The organism is Arthrobacter sp. P1_B9 (assembly GCF_056406495.1).
The window spans coordinates 104,865-130,042 of sequence record NZ_JBFUAA010000004.1; the positions used below are offsets into that span (position 1 = coordinate 104,865).

Here is a 25,178-nt window from a genome sequence, read left to right on the forward strand (position 1 = left end):
AGACCGCGGGACCAAAGCCCCTACACATTCCCGGGCCGCAGGGTTCTACTGGGGCTGCACATAGTGCCGGGCGAAGGGGTGCGTCCGACGAGCCGGGAGGAATAATGTCGGCACCCACAGGGCAGCAGGGCGGCACCGTGGCGGTCGGTTACGGCGGGTCCGGGGCCGCCCAACTCGCCGTTCGCTGGGCGGCCGAATACGCGGCCGCGGCCGGGCTGGACCTCCTGGTGATCCATGCCTGGGTGTGGCCGGTTTTCACCAAGAACCTGGGCCCTGTCAAGGGCGTGGCCGGCAGCGGGCTGCGGCATTCCGCGGAAGCCGTCCTCGCCGAGGGCATCGAGCTGGCACGCGGCGCCGCCCGCGAAGCGGCCGGCGGCGCACCGCTGGGGGCCGAGCGCGCCGTTACCGGGCAACAGCCGGAACGTCCGGGCCCCGCCGTCGACGGCGTCATGGAGGCCGGGCTCCCGGCACCCGTGCTGCGCGACGCCTCCCGGGACGCACGGCTGCTGGTAGTGGGCAGCCGGGGCCTCGGCGCCGTCCTGGGCCAGGTGGCCGGCTCGGTCTGCATCGATCTGGCCGGCTCGGCACCCTGCCCGGTAATGATAATCCGGCGCCCGCGCCGACGGGCCCACCCCGTCGTGGTGGGAGTCGATGCCTCGCCCCGCAGCCCCGCCACGGTGGCCGAGGCCATCCGGTTGGCCAAAGTCCTCGGCGCCCCGCTGCACCTCGTCCACGTCGATCCATTGCGCGGCGGGGCACGGGAAGAGCACGGCCGCCATGCCCTGCTCCACGGCCAGGAGCTGCTCGACCGCGCCATCGACGAGGCCCGCGGGATGGCGCCCGGGCTGGAGGTTGCCGGCGCCCTGCGTGAGGGCCATGGGGCCCGGGAGCTCCTCGACGCCGCGGACGACGCCGACGTCCTGGTGCTCGGGACCCACAACCCTGCGGCCGGAGCCGGCAACACGGTCTCCGCCGTGCTGCACAAGGCGCGCTGCAACGTGCTGGTCACCCGCTAGCCGCCGCGAGCGCAACCGATTCGGACCTGCAGACGCTGCAAAGAAGGAGGCCGCGGTGCGAGCATGGCAAGTTGGACTTCCGGGGCCCATGTCCAGCGGCCCCCTCGTGGCCACCGACCGCCCGGATCCTGTGCCGGGACGCGGTGAAGTCCTGCTGAAAGTGCGGGTCTGCGGTGTGTGCCGCACGGACTTGCACCTGGCCGAGGGCGACCTCACGCCGCGGCACGCCGGGGTCATCCCGGGCCACGAGGTAGTGGGTGAGGTGATCGGGCAGGGACCGGGGGCCGCCAGGTTCGGCATCGGCGAACGGGTGGGCGTGGCCTGGCTGGGCGGCACCTGTGGCGCCTGCCGGTTCTGCCTGCGCGGCCAGGAAAACCTTTGTCTGTCCCCCACGTTTACCGGCTGGGACCGCGACGGCGGGTACGCCGAGCTCATCACCGTGGCGGAGAACTTCGCCTACCGGATCCCGGAGACTTTCAGCGATGAGGAGGCTGCGCCGCTCCTGTGTGCAGGCATCATCGGCTACCGGGCCCTGACCCGGGCCGAACTGCCGATCGGCGGACGGCTGGGCATCTATGGGTTCGGCGGCTCCGCGCATCTGGCGGCCCAAATCGCCCTCTACCGGGGTGCCCGCGTGTACGTCATGACCCGGTCCGCGCAGGCTCGCGCGCTGGCCCTGGACCTCGGCGCGACGTTCGCGGGCGGGGCCGAGGAACAACCGCCCGATCCCCTGGATGCCGCGATCCTCTTCGCCCCCGCGGGCGGCCTGGTGCCGGTTGCGCTCCGGGCCCTGGACCGCGGCGGGACGCTCGCCGTCGCGGGCATCCACCTGAGCGATATTCCGCCGCTGCACTACGCCGACGAGCTCTTCGAAGAGCGCCAGCTGCGCAGTGTCACAGCCAACACCAGGGCCGACGGCGAGGAGTTCTTCCGGATCGCCGCCGAGATCCCGCTCCGCCCGACCACTGTGGCCTACCCGTTCGAGGCCGCGGACCGGGCCCTGCGGGACCTGGCGGAGGACCGGATCACCGGAGCGGCCGTGCTGCACATGGACACGACATAGCCCGGAACCATCGCAAGCAAGTCACCACGACAACGCCGGGGACACGCTTCGGCGCGTCAGCCGGGCGTCCCGGCGTCCCGGCGGAACTCGTGCTCCTGGCCCGCCCGGAGCAGCACCTTCTCGACGCCCACCCGCACCAGCACCGGAGCCGCGTCCCCCGGGGCGGCGGACACCCGCAGCCGGTCCGGCCCGAGGTGCACGGACAGCAACTGGTCACGGTAGCGGACCTGGAACTCCACCCGGGACAGCTCGGCCGGCAGCCGCGGGGTGAAGTCCAAGGCGTCCCGGGTGATCCGTAGCCCGGCGAAGCTGCGCTGGACCACGTCGATCGAGCCTGCCATGGCGCCCAAATGGATGCCCGCGCGCGTGGTGCCGCCCTGGGTATCGTCCAGATCCGTGTCCAAGGCTTCCCGGAATGTCGCCCACGCCCGCTCCGGATCGTGCTGCGCCAGCACCGAGGCATGGGTGACCCGGCTAAGGGTGGAGCCGTGCGCGGTCCGGGCCAGGTAAAAGTCCACGGTGGCCGCGATCTGCGCCGGCTCGACGTCGTAGCCCATCCGGCGCAGGAACCCCAGGAGCTGGTCTTCGCCCAGGACATACAGGAGCATCAGGACGTCCGCCTGTTTGGCCAGCCGGTAGTGGTTGGTGCTGTCCCCTTCGGCTTCGAGAATCAGGTCCAGCCGTTCGATGTTGCGGTAGGCGCGGCGGTAGTGATTCCAGTCGAGTTCCCGCAGGGCGCCGTAACCGTCGAACTGGCTGATGATGCCGCCGTCGTGGAAGGGAACGAACATGCGCCGGCTCAGGTGCGCCCAGGCGTCGATTTCCGTGCCCGTGATCCCCAGCCGTGCCCGGAGTTCCTCCATGTCGAAACCCTGTACTGAATGCATGATCCAGACCGCCTGGTCAAATACCCAGGCCGCCATGATGTTGGTGTAGGCGTTATCGTCCAGGCCGCCGCCGGGGTTGCCCGGGTGGCCGGTGTGGTATTCATCCGGGCCCATGACGCCCTTGATGTGGAACCGGTCCTGGGCGGCGTCGTGCTCCGCCAGGGAGACGAACAGCCTGGCGACGTCCACCACAATCTCGGCGCCGTGCCGGGTCAGCCAGCCCCGGTCCTGGGTTGCTTCGAAGTACTGCCAGGCGTTGTAGGCGACCGCCAGTCCGACATGCCGCTGCAGGCGTGAGTAGTCCGGCATCCAGTGCCCGGAGAGCTTGTTGAACAGGAACTTGGGTGTCTGCTCGGTGCCGTCGCTGCCGCTCTGCCACGGAAAAAGCGCGCCGCGCAGCCCGGCCTTCCGGGCCGCGTCCCGCGCGGTTCCCAGCCGCCGCCAGCGGTAGTCAATCAGCTCGCGGGCCACCGCGGGCAGCCGGGAGTTCAGGACCGGCAAGACGAAGAGTTCATCCCAGAAGATGTGCCCCCGGTAGCCTTCACCGTGGAGCCCCCGGGCCGGGACCCCGGCATCGAGCTCGGCTGTGTGGGTGGTGAGTGTCTGCAGCAGATGGAAAACGTGAAGGTTCAGTATCAGCTGGGCCTGGGACGTGGCATCGGATTCGATGATGAACGGTGCCAGCAGCAGGCGCCATGCCGCGTCGTGGTCCGCCAGCAGCGCGTCGAACTCCTGGGGTGCGCGCGACAGCACCGCGAGCGCCCCCGAGAGCGGCGAGGCGACGGCGTGGTCCCGGGAGGTGGCGACGGCCGCTGCCTTGGTGACCGTGACGGGGATACCGTCAGTGACCTGCAGCTCGAAGCGGTGGCTGTACATCCCTCCTGCCACCTCGGGAATTGCGCCGGCCCCGACGGGCACCCCGCCGCCGGAAATCCGGGTCCGCAGTGCCAGGGCGATCCCGATCCTGCTCCCGGACGTCTGCACCTGAACCGTCAGCTCAGCAGCGTCCGAACCGTCCTCCGACGAAGACTCCGACGAGGACACCGCCACCCCTGTCAGGTGCCGGTTGGCCAGTTGGGCGTCCTCGGGCACGTTGGAGTTGGTGACGCCGGTGTCGCACCCGCTGCGGATGCTGATGGACCCGCTCCACCCGACGGCGGTCAGCGTGGTTTCCAGTGCGGCCAAGTGGGGCTCGGCCATGGACACGAGCCGGCGCTGGAGTACCTGAAGCTGCCGTCCGGCGTCGTCCGCCACGAGTGCTTCCCGGCTCAGCAGGGCCCGCTTGAGGTCCAGGGTGCGCCGCTCGCTGCGGAGCGTCAGGCCGCCGCCGGACCACCACGCACCGTCGCCCACCCGGACATCCAGCGGCAGCCAGTCCGGGATGTTAACCATGTGCTCATCCACGGTTTCTACGCCCTGGACGACGCTCGCGACGCTGTTGTAGACGCCCGCAAGGTAGCTGCCGGGATAATGGGCGTCCCCCGCGCGGTGTTCCGGGGCGGCGCCGCGGGTGGCGAGGTAGCCGTTGCCGAGCGTGGTCAGCGCCTCCCGGTGCCCTTCGTGGGCGGGATCGAAACCCTCGTACACCAGCAGCCACGGGTGCGTAATGACCAGCCCGATGTCCAGTTCGCTGACGTCTTCAACCACGACGTCGGCGCCCGCGGCTTCCAGCGCAGCCCGCCGCCCGGCCCGGTCGAGGCCGACCACGAGCCCGAATCCCCCACGTCGCCCGGCTTCCACGCCGGCTGCGGCGTCCGCGATCACCATGGCCCGGGCGGGGGTGATCTCCAGCCGGCGCACGGCTTCGAGGACCAAAGCCGGCGCCGGCATTCCGGCGACATCGTGGTCCAGGGCCGTCTGGCCATCCACGATGTGGTCAAAGACCTCGCCAAGGCCCGCGGCGGCCACGATCGCGGCGGCGTTCCGGCTGGAGGTGGCGAGGACCACGGGGATCCGCCCGGCCCGGAGCCGCTCAAGCAGCGCCACGGTGCCGGGGAAAACGGGCACGGGCCGGCCCGCGAGCATGGCTTCGAAAATTCCGTTCTGGCGCTGCGCGAGTCCGAACGCCGTCCACTCGTCCGGGCCGTCCGCGGGCGAGCCGCGGGGAATGGGGACCCCGCGCGAGGCCAGGAATGCGGCCACGCCGTCCTCCCAGGTCCGGCCCTCGATCCAGCGTGCGAAGTCATCGTCCGTGAAGGGCGCGCGCCGCGCGTCAGCGGGAAGCCGGGGGTCCGTCATGACGTCGTCAAAGAGTTGTTTCCAAGCTGCCGCGCGGAGCTCGCCGGTATCGGTCACGACGCCGTCGAGGTCAAAGATCACGGCATCGACGGGAGCCAGCGCGGCGGCAACTGTGGGCGACTCCGTCATGGCCCTGTCCTATCAGCGATCAGTGCGCCGCGACAGTGGCGTTCGGCCCGCCCCTAGCCCAGGAGTGCGTCGAGGGTGGTGAAGCCATAGCCGGCCTGGCGGATGCGGCTGATCAGCTGGGGCAGGGCAGCGGCGTCCAGCGTGGTGCCGTCGTCGGGGTTGGAGCCGATGTGCATCAGGACAATTTCCCCCGGCTGCAGGCCCGCCAGGACGCGGTCCGCGACGAGCCGCGCCGTCGCTCCGCCGCTGGTGCCTTTCCAGCCCAGGGTGTCGACGCTCCAGCGCACCGGAAGGTAGCCGAGGTTGTTGACCGTGGCGATGGTCCTGGCGTCGCGGTCGCCGAAGGGAAACCGGAAGAGCGGCCGCGGGTCAGCCCCGGCCGCCCGGATGGCCTGTTCGGCCGATCGGACCTGGTCCTTGATGCCGGCGTCGGGCAGCCCGGTGAATGCCGGATGGGTCATGGAATGGTTGCCCACCCGGTGCCCGCCGGCGACGATCGCCGCCACGCCTCCGGGGTTCGCGGCGGCCCAGCTGCCGGTAAGGAAGAACGTGGCCCGCACGTCCGCGGCTGCGAGACTCTGCAGGATGCTCGGCAGTCCGGCAGCGTTGGCGCCGGCGTCGAAGGTCAGGGCCACTACGGTTCCGGCGCCCGGGATGGTCTCGACGTCGTGGCCGGCGAGCGCGGCGGGGAACCGCGCCGCGGGGGGCACGGGAGCGGGAGCCGTCGGTGCCCGGCTCGGCGGGGGGACGGGAACCGGCTCGGCCGGAACTGGCCCGCTGGTGTCCGGGGCCGGCGATGCCGAGGTCGGTTCAGGGGACGGGGAGGCAGGGGGCGCGGTCCCGGAGGCACTTGCGCTGACGGGTCCGGATACCGGGGCGGTGACGGGCGCAGATGGGGGCGGTGACGCCGTCGGCGCCCCCTGAAGCAGCACGACCGCGGCACCGGCGGCCAGAAGCAGCGCAACCACCACGGCCGCGATCACCAACAGCCGGCGGCGGCCCGCGGTCATGGACCCCATGTTTCACCTTGGCTCCACGCACTACGGCAGGCTAGGGCTCAAAGGCCCCGCCCGTGCCGCAGCCTAGGAGGCCGCCGGAATCAGGCCGTCCGCACGGTACCGGTCGAACAGCTGCAGGAAGGCGTCTTCCGTGCGGCGGTACCCGGTGAAACCGGCAAGCCGGCTCTTGCTCATGTCCGTGACCACCTCGAGGTTCCGGCCCAAGTCGCCGTCCGTGTGCCACCAGGAGGCGACCTGCGCGAGGTCGGGTTCGGCCAGCCCATGGCGGGCGGCGATGGCCGACCACACGCCTTCCATGCCGCGCATTTGCTGCTCCAACGGCCGCGGTTCGTTGCTGTAACCTACCGGCTCGACCCCGAAGTAGTCGGCCAGCGCAGGCCACATGCGCCGCCAGCGGAAGACATCGCCGTTGACGATGTTGTAGGCCTGGTCGCCAACGTTGTCCGCTGTGGCCGCCCAGATCATGTGGTCCGCCAGCAGTCCGCTGTCGGTCATGTCCGTGAGGCTGTTCCACTGCGTCTCGGAGCCCGGGAAGATGAACGGTTGGCCCAGTTCCTTACAGATGGATGCCTGAACGGCGAGGGTGAGCCCCATGTTCATGGCGTTCCCGACCGCATGTCCGATCACCGTATGCGCCCGGTGCACGGACCAGCCAAAGCCCTGCTTCGCGGCCGCAGCCCACAACTCGTCTTCCTGGGCGTAGTAGAAGTTCGGCGTCGGCAGCCTCGGCTCGCTCTCCCGAAAGGGGGTGTCCGGCATTTCCCCGGCCGCATACGCTTCAAACGGGCCCAGATAGTGCTTCAGCCCGGTCATGAGGGCGACGTGCTTCACAGGCTTGCCGTTGAGGCTGGCGAGGACGTTCCGCAGCATGCCCGCGTTTGTGTCGATGTTCTCTTGTTCGGTCTTCCGCCTGGACCAGGCGGTGTAGAACACATGGGTGGGCGAAACACCTGCCAGGGCCTCGCGCAGGTTCTCCACGGATGTCAGGTCCGCGCTCACATGGCGCACGTCACGGCGGCGAAGGGGATTGCGGGAGAGCCCCACCACGTCCCAGCCCTCCTCGGCGAGCCTGTCCACCAGGGCGGATCCGGCAATTCCGCTTGCCCCCACCACCAGGGCGGTCCGGGTGTCGACGGTCTCTGAACTGCTTCGCACGTCATTCCTCCTGGCATCGCTTGTGCTGCGCCGCGCCCATTGCATGTATCGGGTCCCTGCGCGCCGGCCCGCTTGATCGGGACGGATGCTCTTCCAGCCTCTCATGCCGAGGTCCGGGGACGGTCCGGGAGGCCGTCCCCGGCAAGCCGGGCGCGGCCGCGCAGTAGGATTCAGGGAGACGCCAAAACTGATACGAAGCTAAGGCGGAACATCCGTGAAATTCGTACTCCGGTATCCGCTCGTGGCCGGGACCCTCGTCGTCCTGCTGGCGGTGCTGGTCTTGCTGCTCTCCGGGCAGGAAGGCATAGCCCGGGCTGCTGCGAGCGTCTATGCCCTGGCTGTGGCGGCCTACCTCGCCGTCGGGATGGCGCGCCGGCTCGCAGGCGGCCAGTTCGGCATCGACATCCTGGCCGTCACCGCAATCGTCAGCACCGTGCTGGTGGGCGAGTACGTCGCCTCGATGATCGTCGTACTCATGCTTGCGGGCGGCACTGCCCTTGAGGACTACGCCGCCGGCAGGGCAAAGGGCGAACTCACCGCATTGCTCGAACGCGTCCCGCAGACGGCCCACCGGGAGCGCAACGGCTCCGCCGCCGCCGGAACGCACACAGCCGGAACCCCAACGGAGAGCCAACACGAGGATGTGGCGGCCGCCGACGTCGAGATCGGGGATATCCTGCTGGTCAGGCCCGGCGAGGTGGTCCCGCTGGACGGCGTCCTGCTCTCCGAGTCCGGCTCTTTCGATGAGTCATCGCTCACCGGGGAGAGCCTGCCGGTGGAGCGGTCCGCCGGGGACGGGCTCATGAGCGGTTCGCTGAACGGTGAGGCCGCGGTCCGGATGCGGGTCACGGCGCGCATGGAGGATTCGCAGTACAGCCGGATCGTCGCCCTCGTGCAGGAGGCTGCGGACAGCAAGGCGCCCATGGTCCGGCTCGCGGACCGCTATGCCGTGCCGTTCACGGCCCTCGCGTACGTGCTCGGCGCCGTGGGCTGGATCATCAGCGGCAGCCCGGAACGCTTCGCGGAGGTCCTCGTGGTGGCCACGCCGTGCCCCCTGCTGATCGCCGCGCCGGTGGCGTTCCTCGGCGGCATGAGCCGCGCCGCGCACTCCGGCGTCATCGTCAAGTACGCCGGGGTGCTGGAACAGCTGAGCCGGATCAAGACGGCCGCCTTCGACAAGACAGGGACCCTCACGTACGGCCGCCCGTCCCTGCTGCGTATCCGGACCGCCGGGCCCCTCGCAGAGGACGAGGTCCTGCAGTTGGCGGCGTCCGCGGAACAGTATTCCTCGCATGTCCTGGCCGCCTCAGTGGTGGAGGCCGCCCGGAACCGGGCCCTGCCCTTCGCGGCCGCCACCGAAGCCACCGAATTCGCCACCCACGGGGTCCGCGCCAGGTTCGACGGCCAGGACGTGGTGGTGGGCAAGCCCGCGTTCGTCGCAGAGTGGGCGTCCGGCGTGGTGGAGGCGGGGCTGGCCAGCGGCGAGCTCGCCATCTACGTCGGTGCCGGCGGAAAATTCGTGGGCGCCCTGGTGATGAGCGATCCCATCCGCAAGGAGACCCGCCGCACCCTCGCCGACCTCAAGGCCCTGGGCGTACGCCGAACGGTCATGCTGACCGGTGACGCGCTCGCCACGGCCCGGCACATCGCGGACGAGGCAGGGCTCACTGACGTCCGCGCCGAGTGCCTGCCGCGGGACAAAGTCGAGGCCATCAGGTCGCTGCCGGACCGTCCGGTCATGATGGTCGGCGACGGCGTCAACGATGCCCCCGTCCTGGCGGTCGCCGACGTCGGAATCGCCATGGGCGCCCGCGGCTCGACGGCGGCCGGCGAGTCGGCCGACGTCGTGATCATCCTCGATGATCTCTCCAAGGTGGGGACCGCTGTCCGGATCGGGCAACGCACCGTGCAGGTGGCCTTGCAGAGCATCTGGATCGGCATCGGCCTGAGCGTGGCCCTCATGCTGGCCGCGGCCGCGGGCTACGTGCCGGCCATCGCCGGCGCCCTGTCCCAGGAACTGGTGGACCTCGCCACGATCCTCAATGCCCTGCGTTCACTCGGCCCCGGCCGCCACGGCGCCGCCAGCCCGGTGCGGTCCCGGGAAAGCGCGCGGCAGGCCCCGCTACCGGGATGACTATTTCCTGGCTGACTCTGTCTCCGCTGCCGCGACGGCTGACTCAGTCTCCGCTTCCGCGATCCGCGGCACGGTCTTGAGGTAGCTGTCCGGGTTCAGGGAGATCGAGTCGATCCCTTCGCGCACCAGGAACGCGGCGAACTCCGGGTGGTTGCTCGGTCCCTGCCCGCAAATGCCGATCTTGATCCCGGCGGCGTGGGCCTTGCGGATGGCCTCGCTGATCATCGCCATCACGGCCTCGTCCCGCTCATCGAAGAGCGCCGCGAGCTGGCCGGAGTCACGGTCCACGCCCAGGACCAGCTGGGTGAGGTCGTTGGAGCCGATCGAGAACCCGTCGAACCGCGTCGCGAACTTCTCGGCCAGGACCACGTTGGATGGGATTTCGCACATCATGTAGACCTGCAGCCCGTTGCTGCCGCGGACCAAACCGTGCTCGGCCATCACGGCCAGGACTTTGTCCGCCTCCTGCGGCGTGCGGCAAAACGGCACCATGACAATCACGTTGGTGAACCCGAGCTTCTCGCGGACCCGTTTGAGCGCGGCGCATTCGAGCGCGAACCCCTCACGGTAACGGGGGTCGTAGTAGCGCGAGGCGCCGCGGAACCCGAGCATGGGATTCTCTTCCGGTTCCTCGAAGGCGGCCCCGCCGAGCAGGTGGGCGTATTCGTTGGTCTTGAAGTCGCTGAGCCGGACAATCACGGGGCGCGGATAATACGGCGCGGCGATCTTGGCGATCCCCAGCGACAAGGCGTCCACGAAGTACTCGGCCGGGTCCGCATAGGCCTGCGCCAGCTCCCGGATCTGGTGCGCCTCGGCGGGATCCGTGACCCGTTCCGGGTGGACAAGCGCCATGGGATGGACGCGGATCAGGCTGCTGATGATGAATTCCATCCTGGCAAGCCCGACGCCGTCCGCCGGCAGCCGCCACCACTGGAAGGCCGCGGCCGGGCTGGCGATGTTGACCATGACGGCCGTGCGCGTCGCAGGCAGCGCGCCGAGGTCCACATCTTCGGTTTCGAACGCCAGGGTGCCGTCGTAGACCCGGCCCAGATCACCTTCGGCGCAGGAGATCGTCACGGACCGGCCCTCGGCCAGGACGGCCGTGGCGTTGCCGGTTCCGACGACGGCGGGGACACCCAGCTCTCGGCTGACGATCGCCGCGTGGCTCGTGGGGCCGCCGTGGTCCGTGACGATCCCGGCTGCCCGTTTCATGATGGGCACCCAGTCCGGGTCGGTCATTTCGGTCACGAGGATGGCGCCGTCGCGGAACGCCGCGATGTCCGCTGCGGTCCGGATGACGCAGGCCGTGCCGTGCGCAATCGAGTCGCCGATGGCCGATCCGGTGGCGAGCACGGGCCCCTGTTCCAGCAGGTGGTGGATGGTGAACTGCGGCCCGGTCCGGCGTGACTGGACCGTCTCGGGCCGGGCCTGGACCATGAAGAGTTCCCCGGTCTCGCCGTCCCGGGCCCATTCCATGTCCATGGGCCGGCCGTAGTGGTTTTCGACCGTGACGGCCCAGCGGGCGAGGGCGAGGATCTCGGCGTCGCCCAGCACGAAGGCCCGGCGCTCGGCCTCCGAGGTGTCCACCATCCGGGTGCGGGCGCTCCCGCCGCGGCTGTAGACCATCTTCCGGGCCTTGGAGCCGAGGGATTTCTCGATGATCGGGGTGATGCCCTCCGCGGCCGCGGACTCTGTCAGGAGCGGCTTGAAGACCAGGTACTTGTCCGGATTGATGGTGCCCTGGACGACTGTTTCGCCGAGGCCCCAGGCCGCGCTGATGACGGCGGCGCGGGGAAAGCCCGAGTCGGTATCGATGGAGAACATCACCCCGGACGCCCCGACGTCGGAGCGCACCATCCGCTGGACGCCGATCGAGAGGGCGACGTCCATGTGGTCGAAGCCCTTGACCTCGCGGTAGCTGATGGCCCGGTCCGTGAAGAGTGAGGCGTAACAGCGGCGGCAGGCGTCCAGCAGTTCCCGCTCACCCGCAATGTTCAGGAAGGTCTCCTGCTGCCCGGCGAAGCTCGCGTCCGGGAGATCCTCCGCCGTCGCGCTGCTGCGCACCGCCACGGCGAGCCGGTCCATGCCGGCCCGGTCCCCCAGCGTCCGGTAGTGGGCGCGGATGGCTTCGGCGATGTCGCCGGGGAACTCGCTGGCCAGGAACAGGTCCCGGATGGCCTCGCCGGTGGCGCGCAGCGTGGCGTCCCCGGCCCGGTAGGCGGCAATACGCGATCGCATGGCGGCGTCGATCCCGTTGGCCACGACGAACGAGCGGTACGCGGCGGCTGTGGTGGCGAACCCGTCAGGAACCCGTATCCCCTCGCTCTGGAGGGTCCGGATGAGCTCGCCGAGCGAGGCGTTCTTCCCGCCGACCCGCGGGACGTCGGCCATGCCGATCTCGTCAAACCACATCACGGGCGATTCAGCCATGTCAGTACTCCTGCGGATTGTCGGTGGACCCATACTGCGCGGGACCGGTGTCCCGGGGTCAGGGGCTTTGGACCCGCGCGCCACCGCCGGCTACTGTGCCGCCTGGGGGAAAGCCTCCTGTTCCCGCGCCGGGCCCGGCGTCGCCGGCGGAACCAGCCCGGCGGCGGCGGACGATCTTGTACAGCCAGTCGGCGAGCAGGACGGCAGGGACGGCGGCCAGCGCCACCGCCAGGCCTCCCGGCGTCGGCGGAGCGTGGCCCAGCAGCGCCGCCAACGGCCCGAGGAACAGGAACACGCACAGCAGCCCCAGCTCGGCCAGCACGGCCCACAGCAGCAGCCTGTTGGTAAACCAGCCCAGCCGCCAGGGCGGGACGGTGGCACTGCGGCAGGCGAAGGCGTTCGCCAGCTGGGCCAGGACAACCGTGGTGAAGGCCGCGCCGGACGCCGCCAGGAGCACGTCGCTAGCCGGCAGCTCGGCGCCGGGCCGCCACCCCGCACCGAGCAGAACCACCGTGTACGCCGTCATCTCCATCAGCGCTTCGACCGGTCCCAGCAGCCCAAACACCCGAAACATGAGGGCGCGGTCCATCAGGTGCCGGCGCTCGGGCGGCCGCTTCAGCGTCCCCTTGCTTGGCGCCTCGCTGCCCAGGGCCAGGGCGGGCAGCAGGTCGGTGCCGATGTCCAGGGCGAGGATCTGCAGCACGCCCAGCGCCAGTGGGAAGTGGCCGCCGGACAAGGCCCAGATAACGAAGGGCGTGAGCTCGGCGACGTTGTCCGTCAGGTGGTACGTCAGGAAGCGCCGGATGTTCGCGTAGGTGGCACGGCCCTGCTCCACCGCGGCCATGATTGTGGCGAAGTCGTCGTCCAGCAGCACGAGGTCGGCGGCCTCACGGGCGACGTCGGTGCCGCTGCGTCCCATCGCGACCCCGATGTCGGCCTGCTGCAGCGCCGGGCCGTCGTTGACGCCGTCGCCGGTCATGGCCAGGACATGCCCGCGGCCCTGCAGGAGCCGGGCCACGCGGAGCTTCTGTTCCGGCGTCACCCGGCTGACCACCACTCCGTCGCAGTCCAGCAGTGCGGCCAGGACGGCGTCATCGCCGGGCAGGTCCCCTCCCTGCAGCACGGTTTCCGTGGGGCCGAGCAGCCCCGTCTCCCGGGCGATGGCGGCGGCGGTGAAGGCGTGGTCGCCTGTCACCATCGCCACTTTGATTCCTGCGTCGCGGGCCGCTTGGAGTGCCACTTTCACCTCGGTCCGGGGCGGATCGTGCAGGCCCATCAGGCCCAGCAGCGTCAGCCCGGCCTCGACGTCCTCCAGCTTGAACGCGGCGCCGGGCGGCCCGGGCAGGCTGCGCTGGGCGACGGCGAGTACCCGCAGGCCACGGGCGGCCATCTCGTCAACCATGTCCATTGCGCGGTTCGAGCCGGGATCAGAAGCCCCGCCTCCGGTGGCCAGACACAGCGGAATCACGGACTCCGGGGCCCCCTTCACGAAGAGGGCGGTGCCGACGATTGCCGACTCCCGCAGCCGGCGGGAGTCGAACGCGAACCGGTGCGACGGCGTCGGCCATTCCGGCTGCTCACCCGGAAGGGCGAGGCGGACGGCGAGCGCGTCGATGGCCGCCTCCATCGGGTCCCCCTCGGCTATCCAGCGGTCTTCGTGGAGGACGGCGCGCCCCACCGAGGCGGCGCGGGCAGCGACGCTGAGCCGCCGGGCTTCTTGAAGGCCGCCGCCCGTCATCTCGGCTTCGGGGCCGTAGCCCTGGCCATTGATGGTCAGCAGCCCGGCCGGGGTCCAGACCTCGACGACGTTCATCCGGTTCTGCGTCAGGGTTCCGGTCTTGTCGGTGCAGATGAAGGTCGTGGAGCCGAGGGTCTCCACGGCTTGGAGGTTGCGCACGAGGGCGTTGCGCCTGGACATGCGCTGCGCGCCGACGGCCAGGGAGAGCGTGACGGTCGGCAGCAGGCCCTCGGGGACCAGCGCGACGGCCACCCCGATGGCGAACAGGAAGGCGTCGCGCCAGGAAATGCCGATCACGAGCGAGAGGACGAAGAACAGGGCGCCGATGCCCAGGGCCATGGTGGCGGTGATGCGGACGATTCTTTGCAGTTCTAGCGACAGCGGGCTGGTGGGGGCTTCGACTTTACCTGTCAGGGATGCGATCTCCGCGAGCCGGGTCTGGCCGCCCGTCACCGAGACCACGCCTTCGGCGTGCCCGTTGACCAGGAAGGTCCCGCCGAAGGCGGTGTCGCCGGGGGTTTTGGCGACTGCCTCGCTTTCGCCCGTGAGCATGGACTCGTCCACCTCGCAGCCGGTGGCCAGGGCCAGCCGGAGGTCCGCCGGAACGCGGTCGCCGGCCACGAGCACCACGACGTCGTCCGGCACCAGTTCGGTGGAGTGGACCTTGATGACGCGGCCGTCCCGGCGGACTGACACCATGGCCGGGAGCAGTTCGCGGAGCTTGGCGGCGGCATGCTGGGCCCGCTCCTGCTGGATGTAGGCGAACACCCCGTTGACCAGGATCACCGCCACGATGGCGATGCCCAGTTCCGGCATGCCGGCAATGATCGCGAAGACGGCCGCCACCCAGAGCATGATCGCGAAGAAATGGGTCAGCTCAGCCAAGAGCCTTCGCCAGCCGGGGACCGGACGGGGCTCGGGCAGTTTGTTGGCACCGAATTGCTTCAACCGCCGGGCAGCTTCGTCGGCGCTGAGTCCGGTGACGGCTGACAGCGAGTCCTGCCCCGGCCCCGGATTCACCCCCGCGCTCCGCCCCTCACGGGCACTGCAGACCGCCGGCCGCCGCCGTCGAAATCGCCGGACAGCTGCGGGATCGCCGGAACTTTCCGGCGGTGTGGCGCGGATCCGGCGAACTCGGGGGTAGGGGGCGGCGTCACGTGCGTTAGTCTTCGGCGGCGCTGATCCCGAACTCGCTCTTGAGCCGCACGCGGGCGCCGCGCTCAACCAGTGTGGGTATGTAGGTCCGGATCCGGCCTGCGTTCAGGGCATCGAATTCCTCGCCGACGATCCCGGCGATGTGCCTCCGCGGTACGTGCGGAAACCTGGCAGCCAGACGCTCGACAACCTGATCAATGCTGGGTTCTTTCGCATCGTCCGTCACTTCTTCAGTGTGGAGCGGCCTGGTCCCGGCGTCAATGAATCTTCAGCTGGCAGGCGGCAGCAGGTGGCCCAAGCTCCGCAGGTAGGTGCCAAAGCCGTGGGGCGCCCGGGCATGGGTCCGGCCGGAGGTCATGACCCTGATGCTGTCCGTCGCGGTGACCGTAAAGGCGCGGCTGCGGAGGCTGTGCACCAGGGTCCGGTCTTCTTCGGACGTGACCCGGGCGAACCCTCCGGCGGCAAGATAGGCGGAAGCCCGGACCCCGAAATTCGCGCCATAGATATGGGGGTGGTCCTCGCGGAAGGGGTGGCGTTCGTGCCAGCGCCGGAGCAGCTCAGGGTCCATCCCGGCGGGGTCGGGTTCCACGGAACCCAGCACGGCGTCGGCCCCGGCCTCGGCGAACTCCAGCTGGCGCACCAGCCAGTTCTCCGGCACCCGGGAATCGGCGTCGGTGTTGGCCAGCCAGGTCCGGCCGGCCCAGGGCGGCGGCGTCCAGCGCTGGCCGGGCGGCCGCCGCCGGGTCACGCCGATGCCGGAGGCCCGGACGCCAGCGGCCCGGCTGGCGCCGGCGCTGTGGTAGCTGACCTCCAATGCGCTGAAACGCGGGTCCGAGGCTGCGAAGCCGGCCATGACGGCGGCGGAACCGTCCGTGCAGCTGTCCAGCACCACCGTCACCCGGGTCTCGACGTCGGACCGGACCCTGCGCAGGGCGTCCGCGGACCGCTGAACGGCCTCCAACGCCAGTTCCAGGTGGTCTTCTTCGTTGTTTGCGGGCATGACGACGGCGACCCGGTCGATGCGGTGCCCGCGCGGCAACGGCAGCGCCGTCATCGGGGTCACCGCATCCGTTCCGGGCCGCCCAGGCCCGGCGCGGCACCCGGTACAGCGTCCGGGGCAAGGAACACCTCGAGCACAAAGTCGCGCTCCTGGTAGGTCCCGCCGCCGGCCCAGCCCAGGTGCCGCCGGGCCGCGGCGTGGACCGCGTCGCCGTCGAGCTCCCAGCCGGAAATGGGGTGCCGCCAGTGGCACAGCGCGAGGGTCCCGCCAGGCATGAGCGAGCCTTGAATCCGGTCGAACAGTCCGGCGAGCTCTGCCGGCGAGAGGTAGTAGCCCACCTCTGAAACCACGATCAGGTCGAACGATCCGTCCGGCCACTCGTTCGGGACGGTCAGGTGTCGCGCCGCCGCCGCGGGCAGGTGCGCGAGCCGCCTGGCGGCACGGTCCAGGGCGGTGCCGCTGGCATCGACGGCGAGGAAGCTTCCGCACCGCGGCGCGAGTTCCACGCTCAGGGTCCCGATGGAGCAGCCGATCTCCAACCCGGACGTGTAGCTGCTGCCGGGCAGCGCGGCGAGCGTGAGGGTGCGTTTGCGCTGCTCGTACCAGCTCGAGGTGTACTGCCAGGGGTCCTCCTCCCGGGCGTGGACGGCATCGAACACGCGCTCCGCGTCGCCCGCGGCGAAGGGCCGCCGGGACCCTCCATCCGCCCCGCCATCGCCCGGGCCGTCGCCCGGCCCATCCGCCGGGGCGACCGCGGGGTGCCAGGCAAACGTCTCCCAGGTCCGCTCAAAGTGTGTCAGGAAGGCCGGGGGCAGGAGCACCTCGTCGCCCGGCAGCGCGGAGAGCGGGCGCACCTGGGACACATGTGCCGCCATCGCGGCGGCCTTGGCCTCAAGCTCTGCCGGGCGCAGCGGCAGCCGGAACCAGCCGCGCCATGCCCCGCCGTCCGGGTCGCCGGGTCCGGTCAGGCCGGCCGCCCCGGCCGGGCCGCCACCGGCGTCCGGCGCGCCTGGTGCCGCCCATAACCAGTACCAGATGGGGTATTCGAGGAGGGCGTGGCCCGCCGCGGCGCTGAGCCCGGCGGCAACGGATCCGAGGACGTCGTGGTCGGTGTGTCCATCGGAGCGGTAGGGCGCCACGAGAACCACCTCGTCGGCGGGGCGACCGAACACGGCCGCCGCCTCCCGGACCGCGTCCCGGACCGCGGCCCGGATCTCTTCCCGGTGCCCGGCGAGGTGACCGTCGGGCAGGCCCAGGCACTGCCACGCCACGTTCCCGGCCCCGTTCCCGGCTCCGGAAAGGCGTTTCAGGGCGTCGCCGAACTCCTGCAGCCGGACCGCGGCGAGCTGTTCCGGCGTCGTCGTTGGCGAGCCGGGGTGGGATCCTTCCCCCGCCGTGCACAGCAGCACGCGGACCGTGGCGCCGACGGCGTGCAGCCGGGCCATCAGCCCGCCAGCCCCGAGCGATTCGTCGTCCGGGTGCGCGGCCAGGACAATGAAGGCCCGGCCGGCGAGCGCCGCGTCATCCAGCGGCAGGTCCGGCAGCCTGGCGGCGGGGCTGCCGGCCCAGGCGGCCTCGGACGTCCCGGCGTCGTTGTGTGTGAAAGTCACCATGGGTTGCTTTCGGCCAGTGCCAGGGCGCCCAGCTGCGCGTCGTCGCGCATCGCGTGGTGCTGGCGGATGTACAGGGCGAGATCGGCCATCCGTTTTCCGTAGCGCTCGTCAAAGGCGAGGGGGGCCGGACCGAGATTTTGGCTCACGAGCGTCTGGACGCGTTCGACGGCGGCGGCCACGCTGCCGCGCACACGCAGGGCTTCCTGCCACGCACCGCGGTCCGAGAGTTCGCCTGCGTCGATCCTTGCGGCCGTGCCGGCCAGGTAGGCGGTGAGGGCGGCAAGCGTTCGGTCAATCTCGCCGAGGTGGGCCAGCGCAATCTGGTCCGGTTCCCGTCCGCCGTCGGCGGCGTGCCGCAGGGAGTCGGCGAAGCTGCGCGCCACGGCGACGGCGCCGCCGAGCCAGCAGGCGGCCACGCCCATGCCGCCCCACGCGAAACCAGGGCGCTGGTAATACCAGCCGGCGCCGCCGAGGGGCACGGCGGGAACGGCCTCGAAGTGGACTGTGCCGCTGGGAATCTCGCGCAGTCCCAGGCTGGTCCACTCCGGATTCGCGAAGCCCACGCCGTTCGCGTGGAGGTCGACGGCGAAGGCGGCCCGGCCTCCGGCCTCCAGATGGGCCGTCAGCACGGCATGGTCCAGTTGGGCGGCGAGCGAGCACCAGGGCTTGGATCCCTGCAGGATCCAGCCGTCTGCGGATTCCTTGGCTTCAAGCCGCAGGCCGGGCGCCTCGGCGGCGAACACACCCCAGGCCCCCTCGAAGTTGGCATCGTCGGGGTCCGGGCAGTCCCGGCCGTGCCGTGCCGCCTCGTCGCCGGCCTGGGCCAGGATCGCCACGGCGTCCAGGTGGGGTTCCAGCACCCGTCCGGCGGCGACATCGACGGCGGTTACGGAGGCCAGAATCTCCCACAGGAACGCGGTCCGGCCGTCCCCGGGTTTGGGCGCCGCCGCCGCGGCCGCCTTGGCCAGCTCCAGCAGCCCCGGGACATCGCGGACGGCGTCCTGCGCCTCGGACAGCAGGGGGCTGATCGTCTCCAGGTCTGCGGCCGCGGAGCTGATCCGGACGGGTAGGGGGTGGTCGGAGATGGGGATCCCGTTCATTTCGGCTGCCTGTGTTCCTTCGGGCTGGGCGGATTCGGGCTGGGCGGATTCGGGCTGGGCCCGGCCACGTGGCTGAAGTCCTGCGCGTCCGCGGCCGCGCCGCCATCGCTGGCGCCGTCGACAAGTAATCTAAGCATACTTAGCACTTGGGGGTGGCCGGGGGCTGCACGGGGTCGGCTGCCACCGGCGCGTTCGCCCCGGCGGACAGTCTCTTGCGCCTAGCGGACGATCGCGAGGGCGAAGCCGTCCCAGCCTTTCGAACCCACGGTCTGGATCACGGTGCCGTCCAGCCGCGGGTCATCGCCCATCATCTGGAGCGTGCTGATGATTCCGGGGGCGTTGACCGGGTCCATCGACGCGTCCAGCACCGCACCCTCCCACACGACGTTGTCCACCACGATGGTGGTGCCGGGCCGGCCAAGCCGGATGGCCCAGTCCAGGTAGTGCGGGTTGTTTTCCTTGTCGGCATCGATGAACACGAAATCGAAGGGCGGCCCGGCCTCGCTTTCCAGCTCGGGCAGGGTGTCCAGCGCCGCGCCGACCCGGATCTCCACCTTGTGGCCCAGCCCGGCGTCGTCAACGTTGGTCCGCGCGACGCGGGCGTGCAGGGGGAGGTATTCACAGGTGACCAGCCGGCCGTCGTCGGGCAGTCCCTGGGCCATCCAGATGGTGCTGAAGCCGGCCAGCGTGCCGATCTCCAGGACGTGGCGCGCACCGGAGAGCTGGACCAGCAGTTTCAGGAGTTTGCCGGCGTTGGGGGCCACTTCGATGGCCGGCATGCCTGCCTCAAGTGCGCTGGTCACGGCGCGCTTGAGTGAACGGTCCGGGCGGACCACCGCGTCGGAGAGGAAGTTCTCGACGGCGACCCAGCCGGGGGCGGGTTGATGCTCGATCATGCCCCCAGTGTTCCAGCCGCCCGCGCCTGGCGGTACCCCTCCGGGCGCGCCGTTCCCGCCCGCGTTTCGGCGTGCGGTCCGGCTCAGTACGCCTGGTTTCCCGGCCGGGTTGGAATCTGCGGGCCGGTCCCGCCGGCGCCCTGCCCGTCGATGGCGTTTTCCAGCCGTTCCACCTTGCCGGTCAGCTCGCCGCTGTAGCCCGGCCGGATGTCCGCCTTGAGGACCAGCGAGACGCGCGAACCGTAGGCGCCCACCGCGTCCGTGGCCCGCTTGACGACGTCCATGACCTGGTCCCAGTCGCCCTCGATCTCGGTGAACATGGAACTCGTCCGGTTGGGCAGGCCCGACTCCCGGACGATCCGCACCGCGGCCGCGACGGCGTCGTGCACCGACGCGTCGCCGGGCGCTTGCCCGTTGGCGGGGTCACCGGAGGGTGCTACGGAGAATGCGACCAGCATGTGGTGGTTCCCTTCACTCAGTCAGGACACCGGGGGCGAAAACTTCCGGGCTGTCCGGCACCAGTCTTTCACGCGATTCAAGCCCGGCAGCGGCCGGGCGCACCTCCGCCACCGTCACATAAGTCACTACCCGCCGGTAACAGGTTCGCACACCCTTCGCGTTGCTACCCTAGGCAAATGAACCGGGCAGTAGACCGCAGGCCGCTCCGCGCAGATGCCGCGCGCAACGTGGACAAAATCATCGCCGCGGCCCGCCAGTGCTTCCGCGAGCACGGCCCCGAGGTGCCGCTGCAGACCATTGCCGTCACCGCCGGCGTGGGTCCCGCCACCCTTTTCCGGAATTTCGCCGACAAGGAAGAGCTGGTGCTCGCTGCCCTGAACCAGCAGCTCCGGCTGCAGGTGGATCCGGCCATCGATGAGGCCCTGGCCGATCCTGACGCCGCCGCAGGGCTCTTTCGGGTCATCGATGCCACGATGCATGTCGCCAGCGAAGAGGCCAACCTGCTGGGAGCTGTCGCGGGCCGGCGCGGGCTGCTGACCGGGATTACGGGTGGCCTGATTGAATCCATCGCCGTGCTGCTGGGCCGGGGCCAGGGGCAGGGCACCCTGCGCAGCGATATTTCCATGACGGACATGATCCGCCTGCTGGCCATGCTGATCGGCGTCGTGGACACCATGGAGCCGGGCTCCGACGCGTGGCGCCGGCCCGTGGCGCTGGTTGAGGACGCCATCCGGACGGAGCGGCCGGACCGGGCGTTGCCGCCGCAGGCCCCGCTGACGGGCACCGCGTTCGACGCCGTTCTCGGCTAGCACCCATAAGCGCCGGATCCTGCAGGTGCCCCGACAGCCCGGTGCCCGGCGCTAGTCTTCGGCCGGCTTTTCCTTGGCTTCGAGAAGGTGTTGTTGAAGCTTCTCTTCGGCTTCCCGACGGCGGCGGGACATTTCGCGCATTTCCCGGGTGGACTCAGCCCCGCCGGAAACATACGGCTCGTGCTGCTTGGTGCGCTGATCCTTGCGCGGCTCCGCGGCCTGCTGCTCCGCGGCCTGCTGCTCCGCGGCCTGCTCGTCGGCAGCCTCCCGGCCGGCAGCCGGCAGCTCGCCGTCGTGTTCAGTCATGTTCGAATGCTCCCATGCGATCCCGGCACCAAGTAGGGACTAAAGACCGTTCCGGCGGCACCCACAGCCCATCCGCGCTCCAGCGCGGTCAGGCGTTCCACTGGCGGGTCAGTCCCAGCCGAGCAGCCGGAGCCCAGCGGCCGCGGCCGCGCCGGCGATCACCACCACCAGGAACGGCGCGCGCAACCACAAGGCGATGCCCGCCGCCGCCAATGCGCCCAGCCGGGCGTCCAGGACGAGCGACTGGCCGGAGGCGACAGCATTGACCACCGTCAGGGACGCCAGCAGCCCGATTGTCATGGTCCCGGCAATCCTGGACATCCGCGGGTTGCGGAGCAGGCTGGCCGGCACCAGGTAACCGAGCAGCTTCCAGGCGTAGGCGAGCAGGCAGGAGAGCAGCAGCCACATCCAAAGATTCATGCGTCGTCTCCGGGGCGGTCACCGCGGGATTCGCGGGCCGGGTCGTGGTGGTGGTGCACGTGGTCCTCCGCGTACGGATCGACGTCCGGTTCCAGGCCCTCGTCGCTGCGGCCGTGGCTGAACCAGCCGATCCCTGCCGCGACCACGGCGGCGACGAGGATCGGCACTCCCGGGGGCACGAACGGCACGGCCAGCACGGTGGCCAGCGCGCAGACCACCGCGATGGCCACAGGTTCCCTGCCTTTCAGCCGCGGCCAGAGCAGGCCCAGGAAGGCCGCCACGGCGGCGCCGTCCAGTCCCCACTGTTTGGGATCCCCGAGCGCCCCGCCGGCCAGTGCGCCGAGGGCGGTGAACAGGTTCCAGAGGACAAAGACGCCGATTCCGGCGGTCCAGAAGCCGCGTTTCTGCTCGTCGGGGTCCGTCTGCCCTGTGCTGGTGGCGGTGGACTCGTCGATGGTCAGCTGGGCCGCGGCAAACTTCCGCCACCCGCGCGGCTGCAGGAGGGCATTGATCTGCATGCCGTAGATGCCGTTGCGCATGCCCAGCAGCGTCGCGGCGCCCATCGCTGCGACGCCGGACCCGCCTCCGGCCACCACACCGATGAAGGCGAACTGCGAGCCGCCGCTGAACAGCAGCAGGCTCAGTGCCATGGTCTGCCAGAAATCCAGGCCCGAGGTTACGGACAGCGCACCGAAGGAGACGCCGTAGAGACCGGTGGCGATGCTGATCGATAAACCGATCCGCACCGCCGGTGACTGCAGGATTTTCACGGGCGCCGGTTCCGCCGCGTCAAAGTCCAGGCCCATGCGATGAGGGGCGCCTGGAGCGGGAGCCGCAGGGTGTGCACGCGTCGCCGGCGCGGCGAGCCCTCCGGCCCGTAGGCTTTGCGCAGGGCATCCACGTGGCCGGCGAGGAAGGCGGCGAACATCGCCGTGACGCAGCCCGCGGCGGCCCTCCGGGTGGCCGGGACCAGGAGCCCGACGGCGGCGGCGGCTTCCAGCAGCCCGCTCACTGCCACCCATTCCTCACGGGACAGGACGGCCAGGGGCCCGTTCGGCTGCTCGCCGGAGTCGTCCCGGCACAGGAAGTCAGGTACCACCGGGTGGAAAAATTCAGGCTCGCGGAAGTGCTTGGCGGCACTGGTGAGCAGCAGCGCGCTCATCGCTGCCGCGGACAGCGTCTGGAGGTCCGGGACGGGCCGGCGAAATGGCATGCAACAACTCAACCACAGCGGCCACGCCGGCCGTAATCCGCCCGGGACTCGGGGGATGTGAAGATGTCAGCCCAAGATCCGTGTGGCAGCCAGACGGCTACCGTGGGGGCCGGCTGTCCGCCATGAGCTGGGAGAGGACCTGGGCGGGCCAGTTGGTGGTGATCTCCTGGATCCCGAGTTTCCGGCACCGTTCGACGTCGTCCTCGGTGTCGACCGTCCACACCCGGCACCGCAGCCCCGAGGCGAGCCAGCGCTGAACGGCCGGGGCGTGCGTGCGGACGTACCCGATGCCGGGGCCGGCAATGCCGGCCTCGGCCGCCGCCAGGATCCGTTCCCCCTCAGCCTGGGCGGCCTTCATCACGTTGGCCAGCGCCCCGCCGGTCAGGGCACCGAGGCCCAGTTCCTCCCGGATGTCCGCCACATTGACGTCATCCACGAGCTGGCAGACAGCCGCGGCCGGTACGGACTCCAGGAGGTGTTTTACGGAGTCGGGGCTAAAGCTCATGAAGGAAACCGTGATGTTCTCCAGCATCGACGTCCGCGGATCCCAGCCCTGGGCCCTCAGGACCTCGAGGGCCCGGTCCTCGAGTCTGAGCTGGTACGGGCTCGGGTGTTTGAACTCGATCGCCAGCCCGATCCCGCGGCCGGCCGCACACAGGATGTCGAGCAGGTCCGGCAGGGTCAGGAACTGCCCGGACTTGGCGCCGTAGGCCTCCGGGATCCGGGCTCCCTTCCAGGAGGAGAAGTCCAGTTCCTGGAGTTCTTGCAGGGTCCGGTCGGCCACCTGGCCGGTGCCGTCCGAGGTGCGGTCCAGGGTGGCATCGTGCAGGAGCACCACGTGCTGGTCCCGGGTCAGGTGGACATCGCATTCGACGCCGTCGGCGCCGTCGGCGATTGCCTGCAGGTACGCGGCCCGGGTGTGCTCGGCGAATGTTCCGCTGGCGCCGCGGTGGGCATAGACCAAAGGCCGGGCGGCGGCAGGCTCATCAGTGGTCATGGTGCCACGTTAGCGGACCGTCCGTTTCCGTGGCGGGCTAGGCTGGGCTCATGCAGGTCAATACTGAGTCAACTTCCCTGACCGGCGCCGCGGGACGTCCGGGCGGCGCCCGGCCGGGCGGTCCCCCCGGACAGCGTTCCGCTGCCTCCAGCGACGTCGAGAAGGCCGCGGCGCTTCGCCGGATGAAGCTCCTGGCCCTCTCGCTGCTGGTCGTCATGGCGGTGATCTTCATCATCGCGTTCGCCCTGCAGAAGCAGTATCCGGGGCTCGAATACGTCCGTGCCGCGGCCGAGGGCGGCATGGTCGGGGCCCTCGCGGACTGGTTCGCCGTCACGGCCCTGTTCAAGTACCCCATGGGCATCAAGATCCCGCATACCGCGATCATCCCGCGCCGGAAGGACCAGATCGGCGCCTCGCTGGGCGAATTCGTGGAAACCAATTTCCTCTCCGAACAGGTGGTCCAGGAGAAGCTGGCGTCCGCAGACATTGCGCGCAAGGCCGGCGCCTGGCTGTCCAGCCCCGGCGGCCCGGACCGGGTCGCCAAGGAAGGTGCCGCCGTCATCCGCGGCGCGTTCAAGGTCCTCAACGACGACGACGTCCAGGCCGTGATCGAGTCCATGGTCCGCAAGCACCTGCTCACCCCGCCGTGGGGGCCGCCGGTGGGCCGGCTCGCCGAGCGGATCTTCGACGACGGGCACCACCATGCGCTGGTGGACCTGCTGGTGGACCGCACCGTGGACTGGGTGCGGGACAACCAGGAGACGGTCAACAGGCTGGTCACCGACCGGTCCCCGACGTGGGTGCCCTCGTTCGTGGACGGGCTGGTGGGCGACAAGGTGTACGTGGAGATCCTCAAGTTCACCCGCGCCGTGCAGTCCGACCCGCAGCACCAGGTCCGCCTCTCGATCGACAAGTACCTCAAGGAACTCGCGCAGGACCTGCAGCATGATCCTGTCATGATCGCCCGCGCCGAGGGCATCAAGGCCCAAGTGCTCGGCGACCCGGAGGTCCGCGAGCTCGCCTCCCGCACCTGGGAGACCATCAAGACGGCCCTGCTCACCGCCGTCGATGACCCGCACAGCGAACTGACCGTCAAGTTCAAGGCGGCCGTGCATGACTTCGGCACCCGGCTGCTGGTCGATCCCGAGCTCGCCGGCAAGGTGAACGCCTGGATCGGCGACGCGGCCGGCTACCTCGTGAAGACCTACCGCTCGGACATCGCGGGGGTCATCACGGACACCGTGGCCCGCTGGGATGCCGAAGAGACGTCGCAGAAGATCGAGCTGCAGGTCGGCAGGGACCTGCAGTTCATCCGGATCAACGGCACGGTGGTGGGCGCCCTGGCCGGGCTGGCCATCTTTACGCTGGCCACCCTCCTGTTCGGCTAATCCCGCGGCACCG

General features: G+C 70.4%; 21 protein-coding genes. 5 read left to right on the forward strand and 16 right to left on the reverse strand.

Annotated features, from left to right (window positions below):
* Window positions 1-104 precede the first annotated feature (104 nt).
* Entirely contained in the window at window positions 105-1,016 is a 912-nt protein-coding gene (locus AC1D1A_RS07695; protein ID WP_476947455.1) for a universal stress protein, read from the forward strand.
* A gap of 55 nt (window positions 1,017-1,071) precedes the next feature.
* Window positions 1,072-2,079, forward strand: coding sequence for a zinc-dependent alcohol dehydrogenase family protein (locus AC1D1A_RS07700; protein ID WP_476849842.1), 1,008 nt, complete (start codon window positions 1,072-1,074; stop codon window positions 2,077-2,079).
* Window positions 2,080-2,135: 56 nt separating this feature from the next.
* Here AC1D1A_RS07700 and AC1D1A_RS07705 read toward each other — a convergent pair whose 3' ends face one another.
* From AC1D1A_RS07705 to AC1D1A_RS07715, 3 genes are all read right to left on the reverse strand, one after another.
* Window positions 2,136-5,333: an HAD family hydrolase gene (locus AC1D1A_RS07705; RefSeq protein ID WP_476859465.1), complete on the reverse strand. Its 3,198-nt coding sequence runs from the start codon at window positions 5,331-5,333 to the stop codon at window positions 2,136-2,138.
* 53 nt (window positions 5,334-5,386) lie between these two features.
* Complete coding sequence (locus AC1D1A_RS07710) at window positions 5,387-6,352, reverse strand: polysaccharide deacetylase family protein (protein ID WP_476947456.1); 966 nt, start codon at window positions 6,350-6,352, stop codon at window positions 5,387-5,389.
* Window positions 6,353-6,415: 63 nt separating this feature from the next.
* A complete protein-coding gene (locus AC1D1A_RS07715; RefSeq protein WP_476856167.1) occupies window positions 6,416-7,507 on the reverse strand; it encodes an SDR family oxidoreductase in 1,092 nt (363 codons plus the stop codon).
* Window positions 7,508-7,721: 214 nt separating this feature from the next.
* Here AC1D1A_RS07715 and AC1D1A_RS07720 point away from each other — a divergent pair, with 214 nt between their 5' ends.
* Window positions 7,722-9,641 (forward strand): heavy metal translocating P-type ATPase, encoded by a 1,920-nt coding sequence (locus tag AC1D1A_RS07720; RefSeq protein WP_476947457.1) that lies wholly within the window; start codon window positions 7,722-7,724, stop codon window positions 9,639-9,641.
* Here AC1D1A_RS07720 and ppsA read toward each other — a convergent pair whose 3' ends face one another.
* From ppsA to AC1D1A_RS07760, 8 genes are all read right to left on the reverse strand, one after another.
* Entirely contained in the window at window positions 9,642-12,071 is a 2,430-nt protein-coding gene (gene ppsA / locus AC1D1A_RS07725) for a phosphoenolpyruvate synthase (RefSeq protein WP_476947458.1), read from the reverse strand.
* 58 nt (window positions 12,072-12,129) lie between these two features.
* Window positions 12,130-14,829: a cation-translocating P-type ATPase gene (locus AC1D1A_RS07730; RefSeq protein ID WP_476947459.1), complete on the reverse strand. Its 2,700-nt coding sequence runs from the start codon at window positions 14,827-14,829 to the stop codon at window positions 12,130-12,132.
* A gap of 142 nt (window positions 14,830-14,971) precedes the next feature.
* Window positions 14,972-15,190, reverse strand: a complete 219-nt coding sequence (locus AC1D1A_RS07735) for a three-helix bundle dimerization domain-containing protein (protein WP_079552243.1) — start codon at window positions 15,188-15,190, stop codon at window positions 14,972-14,974.
* 42 nt (window positions 15,191-15,232) lie between these two features.
* Entirely contained in the window at window positions 15,233-16,018 is a 786-nt protein-coding gene (locus AC1D1A_RS07740; RefSeq protein WP_230010083.1) for a glycosyltransferase family 2 protein, read from the reverse strand.
* A gap of 5 nt (window positions 16,019-16,023) precedes the next feature.
* A complete protein-coding gene (locus AC1D1A_RS07745) occupies window positions 16,024-17,577 on the reverse strand; it encodes a PIG-L family deacetylase (RefSeq protein ID WP_476947460.1) in 1,554 nt (517 codons plus the stop codon).
* Window positions 17,571-18,677, reverse strand: a complete 1,107-nt coding sequence (locus AC1D1A_RS07750; RefSeq protein WP_476856162.1) for an acyl-CoA dehydrogenase family protein — start codon at window positions 18,675-18,677, stop codon at window positions 17,571-17,573. The genes AC1D1A_RS07745 and AC1D1A_RS07750 overlap by 7 nt, the downstream gene beginning before the upstream one ends.
* 218 nt (window positions 18,678-18,895) lie before the next feature.
* Window positions 18,896-19,573 carry an O-methyltransferase gene (locus tag AC1D1A_RS07755; RefSeq protein WP_476947461.1) on the reverse strand — a complete coding sequence of 226 codons (678 nt, stop codon included), beginning with the start codon at window positions 19,571-19,573 and terminating at the stop codon, window positions 18,896-18,898.
* Between the two features lie 83 nt (window positions 19,574-19,656).
* Entirely contained in the window at window positions 19,657-20,031 is a 375-nt protein-coding gene (locus tag AC1D1A_RS07760; RefSeq protein WP_476947462.1) for a thiamine-binding protein, read from the reverse strand.
* Window positions 20,032-20,208: 177 nt separating this feature from the next.
* Here AC1D1A_RS07760 and AC1D1A_RS07765 point away from each other — a divergent pair, with 177 nt between their 5' ends.
* Window positions 20,209-20,841, forward strand: a complete 633-nt coding sequence (locus AC1D1A_RS07765) for a TetR/AcrR family transcriptional regulator (protein ID WP_028275272.1) — start codon at window positions 20,209-20,211, stop codon at window positions 20,839-20,841.
* Between the two features lie 51 nt (window positions 20,842-20,892).
* On the opposite strand, the gene AC1D1A_RS07770 is transcribed toward AC1D1A_RS07765, so the two are convergent.
* The 5 genes from AC1D1A_RS07770 to AC1D1A_RS07790 all read right to left on the reverse strand — a co-directional run bounded on the left by AC1D1A_RS07770 (window position 20,893) and on the right by AC1D1A_RS07790 (window position 23,777).
* Entirely contained in the window at window positions 20,893-21,147 is a 255-nt protein-coding gene (locus AC1D1A_RS07770) for a hypothetical protein (RefSeq protein WP_476947463.1), read from the reverse strand.
* Between the two features lie 108 nt (window positions 21,148-21,255).
* Complete coding sequence (locus AC1D1A_RS07775) at window positions 21,256-21,567, reverse strand: AzlD domain-containing protein (RefSeq protein ID WP_230008482.1); 312 nt, start codon at window positions 21,565-21,567, stop codon at window positions 21,256-21,258.
* Window positions 21,564-22,373: an AzlC family ABC transporter permease gene (locus tag AC1D1A_RS07780; RefSeq protein WP_476856157.1), complete on the reverse strand. Its 810-nt coding sequence runs from the start codon at window positions 22,371-22,373 to the stop codon at window positions 21,564-21,566. Before AC1D1A_RS07780 ends, AC1D1A_RS07775 begins: the two co-directional genes overlap by 4 nt.
* A complete protein-coding gene (locus tag AC1D1A_RS07785; protein ID WP_230008480.1) occupies window positions 22,334-22,780 on the reverse strand; it encodes a DoxX family protein in 447 nt (148 codons plus the stop codon). The genes AC1D1A_RS07780 and AC1D1A_RS07785 overlap by 40 nt, the downstream gene beginning before the upstream one ends.
* Before the next feature lie 97 nt (window positions 22,781-22,877).
* A complete protein-coding gene (locus AC1D1A_RS07790) occupies window positions 22,878-23,777 on the reverse strand; it encodes a glycerophosphodiester phosphodiesterase (RefSeq protein ID WP_476947464.1) in 900 nt (299 codons plus the stop codon).
* Between the two features lie 50 nt (window positions 23,778-23,827).
* On the opposite strand from AC1D1A_RS07790, the gene AC1D1A_RS07795 reads away from it, so the two are divergent.
* Window positions 23,828-25,165 carry a DUF445 domain-containing protein gene (locus tag AC1D1A_RS07795; protein ID WP_476947465.1) on the forward strand — a complete coding sequence of 446 codons (1,338 nt, stop codon included), beginning with the start codon at window positions 23,828-23,830 and terminating at the stop codon, window positions 25,163-25,165.
* Window positions 25,166-25,178 lie beyond the last annotated feature (13 nt).